Origin of the sequence: Saccharothrix sabaoui, assembly GCF_051756985.1 — a bacterium.
Taxonomy (GTDB): domain Bacteria; phylum Actinomycetota; class Actinomycetes; order Mycobacteriales; family Pseudonocardiaceae; genus Actinosynnema.
In genome coordinates this window covers 1-16,212 of the sequence record NZ_JBPKJK010000187.1, presented here as the reverse complement: position 1 = coordinate 16,212, position 16,212 = coordinate 1, and the positions used below count along the sequence as shown (strand labels likewise).

At 74.9% G+C, this 16,212-nt stretch carries 16 protein-coding genes; 4 read left to right on the top strand and 12 right to left on the bottom strand.

Annotated elements, in window-relative coordinates; all coding sequences use genetic code 11:
- The 5 genes from ACR807_RS36205 to ACR807_RS36185 all read right to left on the bottom strand — a co-directional run.
- Positions 1–1,212, bottom strand: a 1,212-nt coding sequence (locus ACR807_RS36205) for a cytochrome P450 (protein ID WP_438926018.1), incomplete at its 3' end; no start/stop codon positions are given.
- A 367-nt stretch (positions 1,213–1,579) separates the two neighbouring features.
- Entirely contained in the window at positions 1,580–2,098 is a 519-nt protein-coding gene (locus ACR807_RS36200; RefSeq protein WP_438926017.1) for a hypothetical protein, read from the bottom strand.
- Entirely contained in the window at positions 2,095–2,649 is a 555-nt protein-coding gene (locus ACR807_RS36195; protein ID WP_438926016.1) for an HD domain-containing protein, read from the bottom strand. Before ACR807_RS36195 ends, ACR807_RS36200 begins: the two co-directional genes overlap by 4 nt.
- The gene (locus ACR807_RS36190; RefSeq protein WP_438926015.1) at positions 2,646–2,996 is read right to left on the bottom strand and encodes a PRC-barrel domain-containing protein; all 351 of its coding nucleotides are present in this window, start codon (positions 2,994–2,996) and stop codon (positions 2,646–2,648) included. Before ACR807_RS36190 ends, ACR807_RS36195 begins: the two co-directional genes overlap by 4 nt.
- 61 nt (positions 2,997–3,057) lie before the next feature.
- A complete protein-coding gene (locus ACR807_RS36185) occupies positions 3,058–4,836 on the bottom strand; it encodes a galactose-binding domain-containing protein (protein WP_438926014.1) in 1,779 nt (592 codons plus the stop codon).
- An 86-nt stretch (positions 4,837–4,922) separates the two neighbouring features.
- Between ACR807_RS36185 and ACR807_RS36180 the strand changes: the two genes are divergently transcribed.
- Positions 4,923–5,333 (top strand): substrate-binding domain-containing protein, encoded by a 411-nt coding sequence (locus ACR807_RS36180; protein WP_438926019.1) that lies wholly within the window; start codon positions 4,923–4,925, stop codon positions 5,331–5,333.
- 50 nt (positions 5,334–5,383) lie between these two features.
- Here the strand turns inward: ACR807_RS36180 and ACR807_RS36175 are convergent, their stop codons facing one another.
- Complete coding sequence (locus ACR807_RS36175; protein ID WP_438926013.1) at positions 5,384–6,385, bottom strand: methyltransferase; 1,002 nt, start codon at positions 6,383–6,385, stop codon at positions 5,384–5,386.
- An 89-nt stretch (positions 6,386–6,474) separates the two neighbouring features.
- Between ACR807_RS36175 and ACR807_RS36170 the strand changes: the two genes are divergently transcribed.
- On the top strand, positions 6,475–6,711 hold the full coding sequence (locus ACR807_RS36170) for a zinc-ribbon domain-containing protein (protein ID WP_438926012.1): 237 nt from the start codon (positions 6,475–6,477) through the stop codon (positions 6,709–6,711).
- Between the two features lie 40 nt (positions 6,712–6,751).
- Here ACR807_RS36170 and ACR807_RS36165 read toward each other — a convergent pair whose 3' ends face one another.
- The 3 genes from ACR807_RS36165 to ACR807_RS36155 form a co-directional block, all read right to left on the bottom strand.
- A complete protein-coding gene (locus ACR807_RS36165; RefSeq protein ID WP_438926011.1) occupies positions 6,752–7,375 on the bottom strand; it encodes a DUF4132 domain-containing protein in 624 nt (207 codons plus the stop codon).
- Between the two features lie 345 nt (positions 7,376–7,720).
- Positions 7,721–10,003 (bottom strand): heavy metal translocating P-type ATPase, encoded by a 2,283-nt coding sequence (locus tag ACR807_RS36160; RefSeq protein WP_438926010.1) that lies wholly within the window; start codon positions 10,001–10,003, stop codon positions 7,721–7,723.
- Positions 9,996–10,940: a DUF8832 domain-containing protein gene (locus tag ACR807_RS36155; RefSeq protein ID WP_438926009.1), complete on the bottom strand. Its 945-nt coding sequence runs from the start codon at positions 10,938–10,940 to the stop codon at positions 9,996–9,998. Before ACR807_RS36155 ends, ACR807_RS36160 begins: the two co-directional genes overlap by 8 nt.
- Positions 10,941–11,184: 244 nt before the next feature.
- Here ACR807_RS36155 and ACR807_RS36150 point away from each other — a divergent pair, with 244 nt between their 5' ends.
- Complete coding sequence (locus ACR807_RS36150; RefSeq protein ID WP_438926008.1) at positions 11,185–11,466, top strand: metal-sensitive transcriptional regulator; 282 nt, start codon at positions 11,185–11,187, stop codon at positions 11,464–11,466.
- 49 nt (positions 11,467–11,515) lie between these two features.
- Here ACR807_RS36150 and ACR807_RS36145 read toward each other — a convergent pair whose 3' ends face one another.
- The 3 genes from ACR807_RS36145 to ACR807_RS36135 all read right to left on the bottom strand — a co-directional run bounded on the left by ACR807_RS36145 (position 11,516) and on the right by ACR807_RS36135 (position 14,812).
- Positions 11,516–12,406: a DUF6801 domain-containing protein gene (locus tag ACR807_RS36145; RefSeq protein ID WP_438926007.1), complete on the bottom strand. Its 891-nt coding sequence runs from the start codon at positions 12,404–12,406 to the stop codon at positions 11,516–11,518.
- 157 nt (positions 12,407–12,563) lie between these two features.
- Positions 12,564–13,871, bottom strand: a complete 1,308-nt coding sequence (locus tag ACR807_RS36140) for an alpha-amylase family glycosyl hydrolase (RefSeq protein WP_438926006.1) — start codon at positions 13,869–13,871, stop codon at positions 12,564–12,566.
- A 113-nt stretch (positions 13,872–13,984) separates the two neighbouring features.
- Complete coding sequence (locus tag ACR807_RS36135; RefSeq protein ID WP_438926005.1) at positions 13,985–14,812, bottom strand: DUF2267 domain-containing protein; 828 nt, start codon at positions 14,810–14,812, stop codon at positions 13,985–13,987.
- Positions 14,813–15,044: 232 nt separating this feature from the next.
- On the opposite strand from ACR807_RS36135, the gene ACR807_RS36130 reads away from it, so the two are divergent.
- Positions 15,045–16,212, top strand: a 1,168-nt coding sequence (locus ACR807_RS36130; protein WP_438926004.1) for an amidohydrolase, incomplete at its 3' end; no start/stop codon positions are given.

Sequence of the window (16,212 nt, the reverse complement as noted above, 5' to 3'; positions counted from 1 at the left end):
CACCGGGGTGAAGACGACCGGCAGCTCGGCCGGGCCGCGGGTGAACACGCCCTGCTCGCCCGCCCGGTAGCCGTCCGCGAGGCGGACGTCCGGCATGGCGTCGAGCAGCATGTTCACCCCGACCTCGACCTCGGCCTTGGCGAGCAGCGCCCCGACGCAGAAGTGCCTGCCCAGCGCGAACGCCAGGTGGTTCGCCGCCGCGGAGAACGCGTGGGTGGTGCTCAGGTCGTCGCGGAACAGGTCGAACTCGTCGGGCCGCGAGTAGCGGTCGGGGTCGCGGTTGGCCGCGCCGATCAGGCACGTCACCGTCGCGCCCGCGGGCACCACTCCCCCGCCCAGCTCCACGTCCTCCGCGGGTTGGCGCATGATCATGTGCACGGGCGGCGTGTAGCGCAGCGTCTCGGCGAACGCCCGCGGCACCAGCGACCGGTCCGCGCGCACCGCGGCGAGCTGGTCGGGGTGCTCCAGCAGGTTGCGGAAGATCGCCGCGATGGCCTTGTCGGTGGTCTCCCCGCCCGCCGCGAGCAGCAGCGAGCAGAACGCCTTGATGTCCTCGTCCGACATGCGCGTGCCGTCGATCTCGGCCAGGCAGAGCGCGGACAGCAGGTCGTCCCCGGGGTTCTCCCGGCGCCGCCGGATGATCGGGATCATGTACTCGGCGAACTCCTCGCGGGTGCGGTGACCGGCCTCGGCCACCCGCTCGTCGCCGCTGAGGTTGCCGAGGAACGCGATGGTCGCCGTGTACCAGCGGTGGAACTTCGCGTGGTCGGACTTGTCCAGGCCGAGCATGTCCACGATGACGTTGACCGGGAAGTGCGTGGCGAACTGCCCGACCAGGTCGGCGCGGCCGTCGTGCCGGAAGGCGTCCACCAGTTCGCGCGCGTTGCGCTCGATGACCGGCAGGAACTTCTCCTCCAGCGCGCTGCCGCGGAACGCGGGCGCCACCAGCGCGCGGCGCACCGAGTGCTCACGACCGCTCATCTGGAGGATCGTCCGCCCGTGCACGGGGGCGATCTGCCAGTCGTAGTTGTCGGTGGTGAACACCGGGTCGCGGAAAGCGCGCTCGACGTCCTCGTAGCGGGAGACGATCCAGCTCCGCGTGCCCTCGTGGTGCAGCAGCGGCGCCTGCTCGCGCAGCACGCGGTAGGCGGGGTAGGGATCGGCGGCGAACTCCGGGGACAGGATGTCCGGTAATTCCCGTGCCGTGGTCATGGCTCTCTCCGTGGGCAGGGTGCGGGGTGCCCACCGAGGCTAATGATGATCTTGGCCCGGGTCCAGACTCCGCACGTGGGACGCCTGCCGAGTCCATAAAGGACCGAAATGCACACGGAAAGCGGTTGCTTTCCGGGGCGTCCGGGACTATGCGGGGACCGCGCCGGGGCAGGGTGCGGTGCGGATCGGCGTGGAGCACCGCTCACGTCGACCCGCACCGCACCACCAGACCGGCACGGGCGCTGGCTCGTTCAACGACACCGCGTCGAACCTGGTCGGACCACCCGGGGGCGGCCCTACCGTCCGCTGCGCAGCTACCGGCAACCCACCAGTACCCAGTTCCGATCACCTCTACTCGGCGGGTCGGTCACGTTCCGCGCACCGTCGGCTCCTCGGCGAGCAGGCCCAGCACCGCCGCGCCCCGGCGCTCGTCGAGGAAGCGCAGGCCCATGAAGTTGTCGCCCACCGTGAACCCCGGCAACGCCCACACCGCCTCGTACGGGATCTCCGTCGTCCGGTAGGCGCGCAGGCTGTAGACGTTCACCCACAGGCACTTGCCGGGCGGCGGGTCCCACAGGCGGCGGGCGAACGCCGGGTCGTGGAACGCGTGGCCGACCTCGCCGACCGCCAGCACCCGCTTGCGGCCGGTGAGCAGGACGACGTCACCCGCCGCCACGGTGGCCATCCGCCGGTCGTGCTTGGCGGTGGCGCCCCAGAACCGCGCCGTGCCGCCCGGGTGGGCGGCGGCCAACCGGGCGAGGTCGTCCGGGTCGAGCGGGCGCGGCCCGTCCGCGTCGCCGAACGGGACGGGCCGGTCCAGGGTGAGCGCCCAGCAGCGGCGCGCCTCGGGCGTGCCGTAGGAGGGTTGGACGAAGACCTGCGTCATGGCGGGACGGTACCCGCGGCGACGGCCGCCAACCGGCGCTCGACCCGGTCGCCGGTGGCCGGCAGGAGCGGCCCGCGCAGGTGGTGGACCCGCGCGTTGGGCGAGTCCGGCCCGTGCCGGGCGAGCATGTCGGCCAAGCGGTCCGGGACGGTGACGCGGTGGCCCCGGCTGTCGGTGGTCTGGTCGGCGTGGGTGAGGGCGTCGGAGACGGCGTCATCCTCGTGCGGGAAGCGGTCGAGCCGCCCGCCGAGGCCGTGGACGTCGGCCACCAGCCGGGCGCCGGAGTGGTGGGCGACCAGGGCGCAGACGCGCCGCGGCCACCCGAGCCGCTCCAGGTGGAGGGCGCCGTCGAGCGGGTGGAACCCGGTGTCCGCGATCTCCGGGGCGTACCCGATGTCGTGCAGCCACGCCGCCGAGACCAGCACGTCCCGGTCGTCGGGCGGCACGGTGACCGCCGGCTCACCGGCCCTGGCCGCGACCGCGGCGGTGTGCCGCCGGCGGTCGGCCATCCCGCCCACCAGGCTCCGGGCCAGGTCGTGCGCCGCGGTCACCGGCGAGCGAGGAGGCGCTCACCCGCGCTCTCGTAGGGCAGTTGGTAGTGGGCGAACACCTTCGGCTCGTCCGCGGCGACCAGCTCGCCGTCGGTGTCGATCGACGGGGCGTCCTTCACCAGGTCCTTCGGGTAGCGGACGCGCAGCGCCTTCGGCATGACCGTGACACCGGCGGCCGGCACGAACGCCAGGCGGTGGCGGCCGATGAAGCCCACCTGCACGGTAAGGAAGCTGGGTACGTCCGTCCTGGTGTCCACGTACACGGCTTCGAGGTCACCGATGGTCTTGCCGTCGGGGTCGACGACGTCCATGCCGACCCAGTCGCGGAGGTTCTCAGCGGGGAACATGCCGCGGGGGTACCCCGTCCCGACTGGTCCAAGCAGACCAGTCGGGACGGCCCGGCCCGGCTCAGGTGCCGCGCCGGTACGCCTTGACCTCGGTCAACGCGGTCCTGGCGCCGGGCGCGTGGGTGAGCTGGACGCGCCACCGCTGCGCGGTGACCGGGGTGAAGCGCACGGTGTTGTAGTTGGCCCTCGGCGTGGTCGGGGTCTTCGACTGGGACGCGGCGGCGGCCCACGCGCCGCCCGTCCAGTACTGGACGGTGTACGAGGCGGGGGCGCGGTACCGGTTGGCGGCGCGGTCGTCGCGGAAGTACAGGCGCAGCTCGTCCACCGCCCGGGGTTGGCGCAGGTCCAGCTCGTACCAGTCGGTCGCGTCCGGCGAGCCCGCCGTGCCCCACAGGGGTTCGTCGGTGGGCAGGCCGTCGACGGCCGCGGCGGTGGACGTGCCGGGCGCGGTGCGGGAGGCGGTGACGGCCGCGCCCTGCGCCAGGTTCGGCGTGGTCGAGGTCAGGTCGACGCCGGCCTTGGCGAACACGTCGATCGCCCGCGCACTGCCGAGCACCACGTCCTGCGGCACGCCGGGGTAGCGGGTGACGCCGTCGGCGGGGTCGTCCCACACGACGCCGAGGTCGAGCCCCCGGTAGCGCAGGTTCTCCACCGCGAAGTGCGACCAGCCGATGTCGATGGGCGACAGCTCGACGCGGGCGTCGGTGCGCGGGCGCAGGCCGGCCACGTCCTCGACCACGGTCCAGTTGCCGCTGCCGAGGATGTCGTGGTGGATCCACGACCGGTAGTCGATGGTGCGGCTGCCCGGGTTCCAGTTCGCCCAGAACTCGTTGGCGTCGGGCCACTGGGTGTTGCCGCCGACGTACTGCGCCCAGGTGTTCCAGCAGAGCAGCTTCTTGTAGTCCTCGGCGGTCATCCACTGGTTGGGGTAGTTGCGCAGCACCGACGAGTACAGCCGGAACTGCACGGTGGAGTTGATGGTGGAGAAGTTGTTGGACCCGGGGTGCCCGGCCGCCGCGGCCGCCGCCTTGTCCTTCTGGTTGGCCGTGTAGAACGGGAACACCGGGTACTCGGCGGGGTCGGCGAACAGCCGCAGCGCCTGCATCTCGGCGGCCTTGGCGGTGTCGCCGAGCAGGGCGTACGCCTGCTGGGCAGCCGACGCGCCGCTCCACACGTAGGCGGTCTCGGCCCGGTCGAGGTCGCCCGCGCGCCAGTCGAACGACACCGCGTCGGCGTCGTTGCCGGTCATCGCGCCCCAGTCGTACTCGATGACGCCGTTGCCGTTGGTGTCGTAGGTGGCCAACTGCCCCTTGGCGTCGCCCTCGGCGTAGCGGGCCAGGTTGCCGACGACCGCCCGCTGCCCGCCGTGGACCTGGTAGCTGCGCCAGGCCGCCTCGGAGATGTACTGGGTGTAGGAGTTCGACCAGTTCTCCGGGTCGCCGGGGTTGTCCACGAACCGGCCGCCCTTCGACGACTGACCCACCGACAGCCACGGCCCGTAGGAGTGCACCGGGTCGCGCAGGTACTTCAGGTCGTCGATGTGCATGGACTGGGTGAGCGCGATGGCGTTGTTGTAGCCGGTGACGCCCTCGATGGACACCGGGAACTGGAAGTCCTGGCCGGGGATGTCCACGTCGAGGTGGTTGAAGCGCATCAGCCACCAGCGGTAGAAGATGTGCTTCTTGATCGCCGGGTCGGGCACGTCGACGTACGGGACGTTGTCCACCCACCAGCGGTTGTGGTCGCGCACGTGGGTGGCGAACGCGGCGGACGGGGTGCGGTTGCGGTAGGCGTCGTACTCGGTGCGCGACTCGGGGATCTCGTCGGTGACGAAGCCCATCACGACCTTGGTGGTGGTCGACCGGCCCGCGCCGAGGGTGACCGACCGGTCGAGGCCGCCGTTCGCGGGCGTGAACCCGTCGCGGCCTGCGGACCGTCCTGTCCGAACACGGCCTGAGCCTCGCCGGCGGTGCGCCCCTGCACGGCGAGTGGTCGCAGCGCTGGGGCCGCCACGCCGCCCGCACCCTCCTGGCCACCGCACCGGACCTGGACGCCGTGTTCTGCGGCAACGACCAGATCGCCACCGGGGTCGCCGACGTCCTGCGCGACCACGGCAGGCGCGTGCCCGAGGACGTCGCCGTCGTCGGCTACGACAACTCGGAGGAGATCGCCGCGGACTGCCGGCCGCCGCTCACCACGGTGGACCTGGACCTGGAGCACCTCGGCGCGACCGCCGCCCGCCTGCTGCTGGACCGCCTCGACTCCCCGGCGGCCGAGCACCCCGGCGGCGCGGTCCGCCACCCCTGCCGCCTGGTCGTGCGCGAGTCCACCGGCTGACCGGGCCCACCGGGTGACCGGGCCCACCGGCTGACCGGGCCCGGTCGTCCTCAGCCGTCGCGCCGGAACTCCAGCAGGCAGCGCTCCCCGGTCAGGTCGACCACGCCGGCGAGGACCAGACCGTGCGGCGCGGCGAGCGCGCGGAACTCCTCGACCCGGCGCTCCCGCCCGCCGAAGATCACCAGCATGGCCAGGTCGAACCCGCTCTTCGACCACCGGCCCGCGACCGCCTCCACCACCAGGACGCTCCCGCCCGGGCGCACGGCCTCGGCGCACCGGCCCAGGACGCGGTCGGCCTGCTCGTCGTCCCAGTCGTGCAGGACGTCGAACAGCAGGTAGGCGTCCGCCCCCGCCGGGAGCGGGTCGAAGAAGCTCCCCGCCGTCACCCGCGTCCGCGCGCCCAGGCCCTGCTCCTCGAACGCCCGGCGGGCCTCGGCGGCGGTCGGCCCCAGGTCGACCAGGTGGCCGCTGACGCCGGGGTTGGCGGCCAGGATCGCGGCGAGGAAGGTGCCGCGACCACCGCCCACGTCGACCAGGGTGCCGAACCGGGACCAGTCGAACCCGGCGACGACCCGCGGGACCTGGTCGCGGAACCGGTGCGCCATCTGCCGGTTGAACGACTCGCTCAGCCGCCGGTCCGCGACCAGGTCGGCCCAGAAGTCCTGCCCGAAGCGGTGCGCGTAGCCCGACCGGCCGGTGCGGACGCTGTGCGCGAGCTCGACGAACGCCAGCTCGGCCCGCCCGCCCGCCGCGTCCAGGCTCAGCAGGTCGACCAGGCCGTTGTCGGCGTCGGCGCGGAGGTGCGCGCCGAACGCGGTCGTCCGGTAGCCGGCGGGGACGCGTTCGACGACCCCCAGGGTCACCAGGTGCGCCAGCAGGAGGTCGAGCCCGCGCCGGTCGACGTCGAGGTCGCCCGCGAGGTCCTCGACGGCGGCGCCGGCGCCGTCGAGCCGGTCCGGCAGCCCCAGCGTCGCCGCCACCCGCAGCGCCATCGGCGTGGCCAGCCCGGTCAGGCGGCGGAGGGTGCTCACGTCGTCCTCGTCGCGTTCCACGCCGACCACGGTGCCGGCTGCGTCAACGGAAGAAGCGCCGGCCCTGTGCGATCCTGGGAGGAGGGTGAACGCGACGGGAGTGCGACTGCATGGTGATCTTCGGTTTCCGCACCAAGGTCTTCGTCCTGGCGATGGTGGCGCTGCTGTGCCCCCGGTGCGGGCAGCAGGCGGCGCACGCCGTGCACCGGTCGGTCACGAAGTTCACGCTGTTCTTCGTGCCCCTGTTCCCGGTGCGCAGCCGGTACAGCACGCAGTGCACGTACTGCGGCGCGGCGAACCGGGTCACCAAGGAGCAGGCGGGGCGGCTCGCCGCGGTGCGGAGCTGAGCGCCGCCCCCGCGAACACCACCCCCTGCCGCGGACCGGCCTACCGCGCCGGCACCTCCAGGTCGGCGACCAGTTCGCCGTAGGACACCGGGTCCAGGTCGCCGAACGGGACGGCGCGGTCGCCACCGGGGGTGCGGCCCGGCCGCGCCCCCGGCCACCCGGACGTGGCGCAGGGTCTGGTCGCCCAGGGCCGCGAGGTCGCCGACGACGAGGCCGGGGTCGAGGTCCACGACGACGTGCCGCCCGCCGGGCAGCGGCTTGGCCAGGCCCAATCCACACCGCCGTCCTGGGGCGCGAGGCGTCGCCACCCGCGGTTCACCAGGCGCAGCACGGTCGGCGCGGGCAGGGTGTCGCCCGGGTGCAGCGGGTGGGCGACGCGGATCTCGGCGTCGTCGGGCGGCGTGAACGGGTCGTCGTGGACGTCGGCGAACGTGCGGTCCTCGGCGACGAGCAGCGGGTGGCCGAACAGGTGGGCCTCGAACTCGGCGCGGGTCCAAGCGCGGCCGGTGACCATCGCGCGTTCCAGCCGGTCGACCTGGTCGGCGGCGGTACCCGGCCAGCCGGGCGCGGCGGACGCGTCGGTGAGACCGGCGAGCCCGGCTGCCCGCCGAGCACGGCGGTGACGGCGGCGGCCCTCAGCACCCCGCCGTCGCCGTCGAACCACCGCGCGGCGGCCTCGGCCACCGAGGGGTCGGTGCCCTCCCGCCGCAGGAACCCCTCGACCACCCGCCGGTGCCGCTCGACGACCTCCGCCGCGTCGGCCGCGGTGCCCGCGGGTCTCGTGCGCAGGGTCCACCCGCGGTCCCGGCGGGGGTGCGGGTTGCGGACCAGCGCCGCCGCCGGGGAGAACACGTCTTGGCGGGCGCCGGACCGCTGACCACGCGCGCAACCCGGGCCACGGCGGCACCGGGCGCTGTCGGTCGTTCGCACCCGGTGTCCGGCGGCACGTCCGCCGGCCCCGCCGACCGTCCACCCCGGGGCGACGACGGTCCGCCCCGGGGTGGCGGGGTCAGGCGACGGTGGCGGGGACCTTCCGCGCCCCGACCGCGGGCCCGACCGCCGGGTCGGCGGGCGCGGTACCGCGGAACCCGCGCAGGCGCAGGCTGTTGCCCACCACGAAGACGCTGGAGAACGCCATGGCGGCACCGGCGATCATCGGGTTGAGCAGGCCCGCGACGGCCAGCGGCAGGGCGGCGGCGTTGTAGGCGAACGCCCAGAACAGGTTGCCCTTGATGGTGGCCAGGGTCCGGCGGGACAGCCTGATCGCGTCCACGGCGGCCATCAGGTCGCCGCGCACGAGGGTCAGGTCGCTCGCCTCGATGGCCGCGTCGGTGCCGGTGCCCATCGCGAGGCCCAGGTCGGCCTTGGCCAGGGCGGCGGCGTCGTTGACGCCGTCGCCGACCATCGCCACGACCTTGCCCTCGCCCTGGAGGCGGGCGATGACGTCGACCTTCTCCTCGGGCATGACCTCGGCGATGACCTCGTCGATGCCGACCTCGGCGGCCACGGCGCGCGCGGCGGCCTCGTTGTCGCCGGTGAGCAGCACCGGGGTCAGGCCCAGTCCGCGCAGCCGCCGGACGGCCTCGGCGGAGGTGGGCTTGACGGTGTCGGCGACCGAGAGGACGGCCTGCGCCCGGCCGTTGCGGGCGACCAGCACGGCGGTGCGCCCCAGCGCCTCGGCGGCGCGCTTGGCCTCGGCCAGCTCGTCGTCGAGGTGGACGGCCCACTCGGCCAGCAGCCGTTCCCGGCCCACGATCACCGCGTGCCCCTCCACCACGCCCTGCACGCCCACGCCCTCGTGGTTGCGGAAGTCCGCCACCGGCGGCAGGTCGCCCACTCGTTCGACCGCGCCGGTGGCGACGGCCTTGGCGATGGGGTGCTCGGAGGCGTGCTCCAGGGCCCCGGCCAGGCGCAGCACCTCGTCGGCGTCGACGCCGGCGGCGGTGTGCACGGCGACCAGGCTCATCCGGCCGGTGGTGACGGTGCCGGTCTTGTCCAGCACGACGGTGTCCACCCGCCGGGTGTTCTCCAGCACCTCCGGCCCCTTGATCAGGATGCCCAGCTGCGCGCCCCGGCCCGTGCCGACGAGCAGCGCGGTCGGCGTGGCCAGGCCCAGCGCGCACGGGCAGGCGATGATCAGCACCGCCACCGCGGCCGTGAACGCGGCCGACACCCCGCCGCCCGCGCCCAGCCAGAAGCCGAGCGTGCCCACCGCCAGCGCGATGACCACGGGCACGAACACGCCGGAGATGCGGTCGGCCAGGCGCTGGGCCTCGGCCTTGCCGCTCTGCGCGTCCTCGACCAGCTTCGCCATCCGCGCCAGCTGCGTGTCCGAACCGACCCGCGTGGCCCGCACGACCAGGCGACCGCCGGCGTTGACCGTCGCACCGACCACGGCGTCGCCGGGACCGACCTCGACCGGCACCGACTCGCCGGTCAGCGTGCTCGCGTCGACCGCCGAGCCGCCCTCGTCCACGACGCCGTCGGTGGCGATCTTCTCCCCCGGCCGCACCACGAACCGGTCGCCCACCGACAGCTCGGCGATCGGCACCCGGACCTCGCGGCCCCCGCGCAGCACGGCGACGTCCTTCGCGCCCAGCTCCAGCAACGCCCGCAGGGCGGCCCCGGCGGTCCGCTTGGACCGCGCCTCGAAGTAGCGGCCCGCGAGGATGAACACCGTCACGCCCGCGGCCACCTCCAGGTAGATCGCGCCCGCGCCGTCCGTGCGCTGCACGGTCAGCTCGAACGGGTGCGTCATGCCCGGCGTGCCGGCGGTGCCCCACAGCAGCGCGTACAGCGACCAGCCGAACGCCGCGAGCGTGCCCATCGACACCAGGGTGTCCATGGTCGCCGCGCCGTGCCGCAGGTTCACCCACGCCGCCCGGTGGAACGGCCACGCACCCCACACCAGCACCGGCGCGGCCAACGTCAGCGAGATCCACTGCCAGTGGGTGAACTGCCAGGCGGGCACCATCGCCAGCACGACCACCGGCAGGGCCAGCACCGCCGAGACGGTCACCCGCTGCCGCAGCGACCGGGTCGGGTCCTCCTCGGCGGCCTCGGCCCGCTCGGCCTCGACGACCGGCAGCGCCGCCCGGTACCCGGCGGCCTCGACCTGCTCGACCAGCACCCTCGGGTCGACGTCCTCGGGGAAGGTGACGTGGGCCTTCTCGGTGGCGTAGTTCACCGACGCGGTCACGCCGTCGAGCTTGTTGAGCTTGCGCTCGATCCGGTTCGCGCACGACGCGCAGGTCATGCCCGTGATGGCGAGTTCGAGCTGCGTGTCAGCCATGACCGTGGCCCTCCTCTTCCGCGTGCCCCTCGGGTACCCCGGCGGTGACGGTGAACTCGGCGGTGCGCACGACGTCGCCGTGCCGGAAGTCCAGGAACAGCCGGTAGCCGCCCGCCGAGGGCACCTCGGCCACGAACTCGACCTGCGGACCGGGGGCCGTCCGCCCGTCGCCCGGCGTGCCCCCGGGGTGGACGTGCAGGTAGGCGAGGTCGCCCTGGCGCAGCGCCACCAGGTGCCCGTAGGCGCCCAGGTAGGGCTGGAGGTCGGTGACGGGCGCGCCGTCCCTGCTCACGGTGAGCCGGACCGCGGACGCCTCGCCGGGCTCCAGGTCGCCGTCCAGGCGCACCTCGTAGCCGTCGACCCGCGCGACGCGCGAGGGCTCGTACCGCCGGGGCTCGAACACGCCGGCCGCGGGCACGTCCACCCCGAGGGTGGTCCCTTCGCCGCCGGTGGGCGTGAAGTCCGCGAACAGGCGGTACGACCCCGCGCCGGCCACGGGCAGCTCGGCCGTCCACGTGCCGTCGGGGGCCATCCGGGGGTGCACGTGCCGGTACCCGGAGGTGTCCCGGCGCACGGCGACCAGGTGCATGCGCTCCTCGTGCTCGACGTCGAAGGCGGTCACGGCGGCCCCGTCGGGGCCGGTGACCCGGAACGAGAAGGTGTCGGTGGTCCCGGCGGTCAGCGTCGTGTCGACGGGCGTGAGGGTGTAACCGCCCCGCGACGACGCCAACCCGGCGGGCTGGTCCTGCTCGGCTCCCGCGACGGCGCCGCTGTGGTCGTCCCCGTGACCGGCGCCCTCGGCGCCGGACGTGCCGTCGTGACCACCGGGGGCGGTCTCGACGGCGAGGGGACCGACAGCGCTCCCGGCGGCCCAGGCGCCACCGGCGACCAGGACGAGCGCCGCGCCGTAGGCGGAGAGCTTCGCTGCTGTGTTCATGTCAGGTCCTCGTACGAGTGGCGGAGCCCGGAACCGCGCTCCGCGTCGGCACAGTGCCGCAAGCACCTGATTTATACCCCCAGGGGGTATGCAGGTCAAGCCGGACGGCTCCCCTACCCTGGTAGGGTATCAATCACGTGGACGGCGCCCCGCCGCGGCACCCGGCCCACCCCGGCCGCGGGCCCGGGGCAGGCGACCGGAACCCGCGCACCCCCGGCGTGCAGGGACGATGAGAGGACTCGCCATGCCCGGTTACGCACACCGCCGCGACGACCACCTGAAGCGGTTGCGCCGCATCGAGGGCCAGGTCCGGGGCTTGCAGCGGATGGTGGAGGACGACGAGTACTGCATCGACGTGCTCACCCAGATCTCCGCCGCGACCAAGGCGCTCCAGGCCGTGTCCCTCGGCCTGCTCGACGAGCACCTCAAGCACTGCGTCGCCGAGGCGGTCGCCGAGGGCGGCACCGCCGCGGACGCGAAGATCGCCGAGGCGAGCGCCGCCATCGGCCGGCTCGTGCGCTCCTGACCGGGTCGCCCCCGGCGGGGCCGACCCGGTCAGGTGGTGGTCGACCGCCTCAGCGGACGGGCGGGGTGGCGAAGACCAGGCCCTGGCTCTTCGCCGAGGGGAAGCCGTGGACGTCCCGGGTGACGATCTTGACGCGGTGCTGGCTGTCCGGGGCCAGGCCGGTGAGCGTGGCCCGCCGCTCGGTCACGAAGGCGACCTGCGCGCCGTCCAGGTGCACCTCGTAGCCCCACGTGTCGAACCACCACGGGCTCGCGTACCAGGTCAGGGTCGCGCTCGTGGGCGTCGTCGCCGTGAGCGCCAACTGGGACGGGCGCACGGGGCGCTCGATGATGATGTTCTCCGACCGCAGCGTGCCGACCACGTCGTCCTGCGCCGGGTCGTGCGCGCAGGTCGCGGTGACCGTGCCGAGGGCGGTGCCGTCGGGGCGCTCGGCACGCAGGGACAGGGTGAGGTCGTCGAGGTGGACGGCGTGGTCGCCGGCCCGGTAGAAGGACATCACGGGGAAACCGCCCGCGGCGCGCAGCACGTCGCCCGGCCCGGTGACGGTGGTGGGCGCGAAGGTCAGCGTCGCGCGGGAGGTCTGCGTCCCGCCCGGGACCGTGAAGGTGGCGCCCAGGGTGGCCGTGCTGTCGCCGTCGACGCGCACGCGCGCCGCGCCCGCGACGCCGGCGGCGGACAGCTCGACGTCGGCGTCGAGGAACGCCGAGTCCACGTAGCCGATGGTGCCGGGGCGGTCGAACACCTCGTCGGGCAGGCCGATCGTGACGCGGGCGCGCACCGGCACGTCCGGCCCGAGCGACGTGGCGCACGTGTAGTCCAGGTCCAGTGCCGCGGGTGACGCGGTCGCCGCTCCCCCGGCCCCGACCAGCGCGCCGGAGTCGAGCAGCCCCAGGGCGAGTAAGCGGACCAGGGCTCTGGTGGTCTTCCGGTTCTGCCGCAAGGACTTCTCCCCTTCGTCGGGCCGACGTCGACGATATCGGCACGGGCCGCCGCGCCGCGACGTCCTGATGCCGCAAGGGCTGGGCCGCCGGCGGCAGCACGACGTGGGCCTGGGGAAGGGCCGGACGGCCCGCGGGCGTGGCCGGCCGGCCCGGTGGTCAGCCGGCCAGCACGGCCCAGCCGTGGGGCGGGAGCGCGACCTCGTCCCGGCCCGCGTCGGCCGCCCCGGCGAGCACGTCGCGCACCCCCGGCGCCGGGACCCGGGACGGGGTGTCGGCCAGGTTCAGCGCGACGAGGAGCCGTTCGCCGCCGCCGGCCACGGCGTAGACGAGCTGCTCGTTGGCGACGTGCACCTGCTCCGGGGCCGCGGCGTGCAGCCAGCGGTGCCTGCGGCGCAGGCCGATCAGCTCCTGGTGCAGGTGGAAGGTCGGCAGCCCCAGCGGGGACAGCTGCGACGGGTCCGGCGGGAAGGGCTGGCGGACGGCGTCGTCGCCGCCGACCCGGTCCGCCTTGACGCCGCGGAACGCGTGCTCGTCACCCGCCCAGACCGCCGGCGTGCCGCCCAGCGTGAACAGCACGACGAGGGCGTGCGGGAGGTGGCGCTGGTCGGAGAGCCTGCTGGCGATCCGGGTCACGTCGTGGTTGCCGACGAACGTCCAGGGCACGAACGACTCCAGGAACACCGCGTGCCGCTTCAACGACCACGCCAGCTCGAAGAGGTTGCGCTCCTCGATGCCGTGCCAGACGGCCTGCCACAGCTCGTACTGGGTGACCGCGTCCAGCCCGCCCTCGGCCACGGTGCGCGCGTAGTCGCCGTGGATGACCTCGCCGACGAAGTAGGCGTCGGGGTGGGCGGCGCGCACGGCGGGCAGCACCCGGGCCCAGAAGCCGGGCGGCACGGCGTAGGCGGCGTCGAGGCGCCACCCGTCCACGCCGCGGTCGAGCCAGTGGAGCATCACCCGGGTCACCAGGTCGGCGACGGCGTCGCTGGAGTGGTCCAGCTCGACGAGGATGTCGTGGCCCTCGAAGACGTCGGCGGACGGTTCGGCGCCGGGCGTCCAGCGCTCGGGCCAGTGCAGCCGGAACCAGTCCGCCGTGGGGGCGTCCGGTCCCTGCGCGGCGAGCGCCCGGAACGCGGGGTGCTGCCGGCCGACGTGGTTGAAGACGCCGTCGAGCAGCACCCGGACGCCGCGCGAGCGCGCGGCGGCGACGAGGGCGTCGAAGTCCGCGTCGTCGCCGAGGCGCGGGTCGACCCGGAAGTGGTCGACGGTGTCGTAGCCGTGCGTGCTCGACGCGAAGACGGGGCCGAGGGCCAGGCCGTTGCAGCCCAGCTCCAGCAGGTGGTCCAGCCAGCGCTCCAGCCGGGGCAGCCGGTGGTGGACCTCGTCGACCGCGGCGCGTTCGGCGTCCACGAAGCCCAGCGGGTACACCTGCCACCAGATCGCGTCGGCCACCCAACCGGGCACGGCTCCTCCTTCGCGTCGACACGGCACCCCGACCATCCTGCGGCCTCCGGCGGACCGCCGCCTTCCCGCGCCGGGTGATCTTCGTCCTGTCCCCGCCGCGTGCGGTGGCGGCGTCAGTTGACCGAGCCGAGCCGGTCGATCTCCTCGTCGATGCGCCGGGCCATCGCGACGTCCGCCGCGGTGACCGCGCCGACGGCGTTGGTGAACAGGGTGAACGTGACGACGTTTCCCTGGCGGCCGGTGCCGACGTGCCTGCCCCGGTCGCTCGCCAGGAGCTTGATCCGCTTGCACAGCGCGGGGATGTGGTCGGTGGGCAGCTCGACGGCCCGGCGCAGGCGGCGGCGGTCGCCCTGCCACGCGGGCAGGCCGCGCAGGGCCGCGGTCACCTCGTCGGCGGACAGCACCGCCGGCGGGGCGGCCTCGGGCTCGCCGGGCACGTCCGGACCGCCGCTCCCCGGCGCGGTGACCGGGTTCGCGCGGCCCGCGCCGGGCAGGTCCGGGTGACCGGGCTCCGGCGTGCCGGGCGGGGCAGGCGATCCGCCCGGTGCACCTGGTCCGCCCGGTGCGCCCGGTGCGGCGAACAGCTCGTCGAAGTCCTCCGGCAGGCGGTCGCGCAGCAGCGCCGCCGCGTCCGGCACGGCGGCGGACAGCGCGGCCAGCACCGCCCGGGTCAGGTACCGGCCCCGTTCGGCCGTCCCGCCGACGCGGCGGCCCACCTCGGCGGCGGCGGAGGCCGGGTCCGGCACGACGGTCGGCGCGGCTTCCGCGGCGGCCCCCGCGACGACGGCCGGCAGGGACCTGGCCAGCCGGTCGCGCTCGTCGTCGGACAGGCAGTGCGACAGCGTGCCGATCGTGGCCGTGATCGCGGCCCGCGCCTCCTCCGGGTCGGACAGCGCGGCCCTGGTGCGCACGCCCGCCACGAGGTCCTCGTAGCGGTTCACGACCCGGCCCCCCGCGGCGCGCGCAGGGTGTCCTCGGTGGTCGTCGCGTTCATGGGAACCTCCCGGGACTCTCGTCGTGCCGGCTGTCGTCGTGCCGGCTGTCGTCGCACGTGGCCTCGTCGCGTCCGGCTACCCGGCGGGGTACCGCGAAAACGGCGGCTCCCCCTTCGGGTGACCCCCGCCCCGACCTGGCGCGACGCTTGGCGGACCACCGCCCGGGTACCTGGTGACCATGGACGTGGAACGGTGCCACGAGCGGGTGGGAGCGGGGCTGGCGGCGGTGCGCGGGCGGGTGCGGGAGGTGGCCCTGGCGCTGCACCGGGACCCGGAGACCGCGTTCGCCGAGCACCGGGCGGCCGACCGGTTGACCGCCGAGCTGGCGGCGGACGGGTTCGAGGTGGACCGGGGCGTGGCCGGGATGGGCACCGCGTTCGTCGCCCGCGCGGGCACCGGCGACGGGCCGCGCGTGGCGCTGCTGCTGGAGTACGACGCGCTGCCCGGCCTGGGGCACGCCTGCGGGCACAACCTGATCGCCGCCGCCGGCCTGGGCGCGGCGCTGGCCGTGCGCCGGGTGCTGGACGACCTGCCCGGCACGCTGCTGGCCGTCGGCACCCCGGCCGAGGAGGGCGGCGGCGGCAAGGTCCTGGAGGTCGAGGCGGGCGTGTTCGACAGCGTGGACGCGGCGCTGATGTTCCACCCCGGCGCGCACGGCTGGACGTGGGCCCCGCTGACCGCGCAGCTCGAACTGCGGGTCACCCTGCACGGGCGGGCCGCGCACCCCACCGGCAACCCGACCGAGGGCGTGGACGCGCTGGCCGCCCTGATCCAGGTCTTCACCACGCTGGGCGCGCTGCGGCCCCGGCTGCCCACCGGCGCGCACGTGCAGGGCATCATCACGCGCGGCGGCGAGGCCACCAACATCGTGCCGGACCTGGCGGAGGCCCGGTTCGGCCTGCGCGCGCTGACCACCGACGGGCTGGAGGTGCTGGCCGGGCAGGTGGCGGAACTGGTGCGGGGCACCGCGCTGGCCACCGGCACCCGGGCCGAGGTCGAGCGGGTGCGCGCGCCGTACGCCCACTTCAAGGACAACCCGGTGCTGTCGGGGCTGTTCGCGCGGCACCTGGCCGAGGCGGGCACGACCCTCACCGAGCCGACGCCCGGCGTGTTCCTCGGTTCCTCGGACATCGGCAACGTCAGCGCCGTCGTGCCCGCCATCCACCCGTTCGTGGCGATCGTGGACCCGGACACGTCGGACCACACGCCGGAGTTCGCCGAGGCCGCCGCGAGCGAGCACGGCCTGGACGTGATGCTGGCCGCCGCCGGGGCACTCGCGCACACCGCCGTCGACCTGCTCGGCCGGCCCGACGTGGTGGCCGAGGCGTGGGAGGCGTTCCGCCGGG

Bases quoted from the DNA above. Each gene is read 5' to 3' on its own strand.
- ACR807_RS36200 (WP_438926017.1), bottom strand. From the start codon at position 2,098: ATGACGCAGGTCTTCGTCCAACCCTCCTACGGCACGCCCGAGGCGCGC.
- ACR807_RS36150 (WP_438926008.1), top strand. From the start codon at position 11,185: ATGCCCGGTTACGCACACCGCCGCGACGACCACCTGAAGCGGTTGCGC.
- ACR807_RS36170 (WP_438926012.1), top strand. From the start codon at position 6,475: ATGGTGATCTTCGGTTTCCGCACCAAGGTCTTCGTCCTGGCGATGGTG.
- ACR807_RS36155 (WP_438926009.1), bottom strand. From the start codon at position 10,940: ATGAACACAGCAGCGAAGCTCTCCGCCTACGGCGCGGCGCTCGTCCTG.
- ACR807_RS36160 (WP_438926010.1), bottom strand. From the start codon at position 10,003: ATGGCTGACACGCAGCTCGAACTCGCCATCACGGGCATGACCTGCGCG.
- ACR807_RS36185 (WP_438926014.1), bottom strand. From the start codon at position 4,836: ATGGGCTTCGTCACCGACGAGATCCCCGAGTCGCGCACCGAGTACGAC.
- ACR807_RS36190 (WP_438926015.1), bottom strand. From the start codon at position 2,996: ATGTTCCCCGCTGAGAACCTCCGCGACTGGGTCGGCATGGACGTCGTC.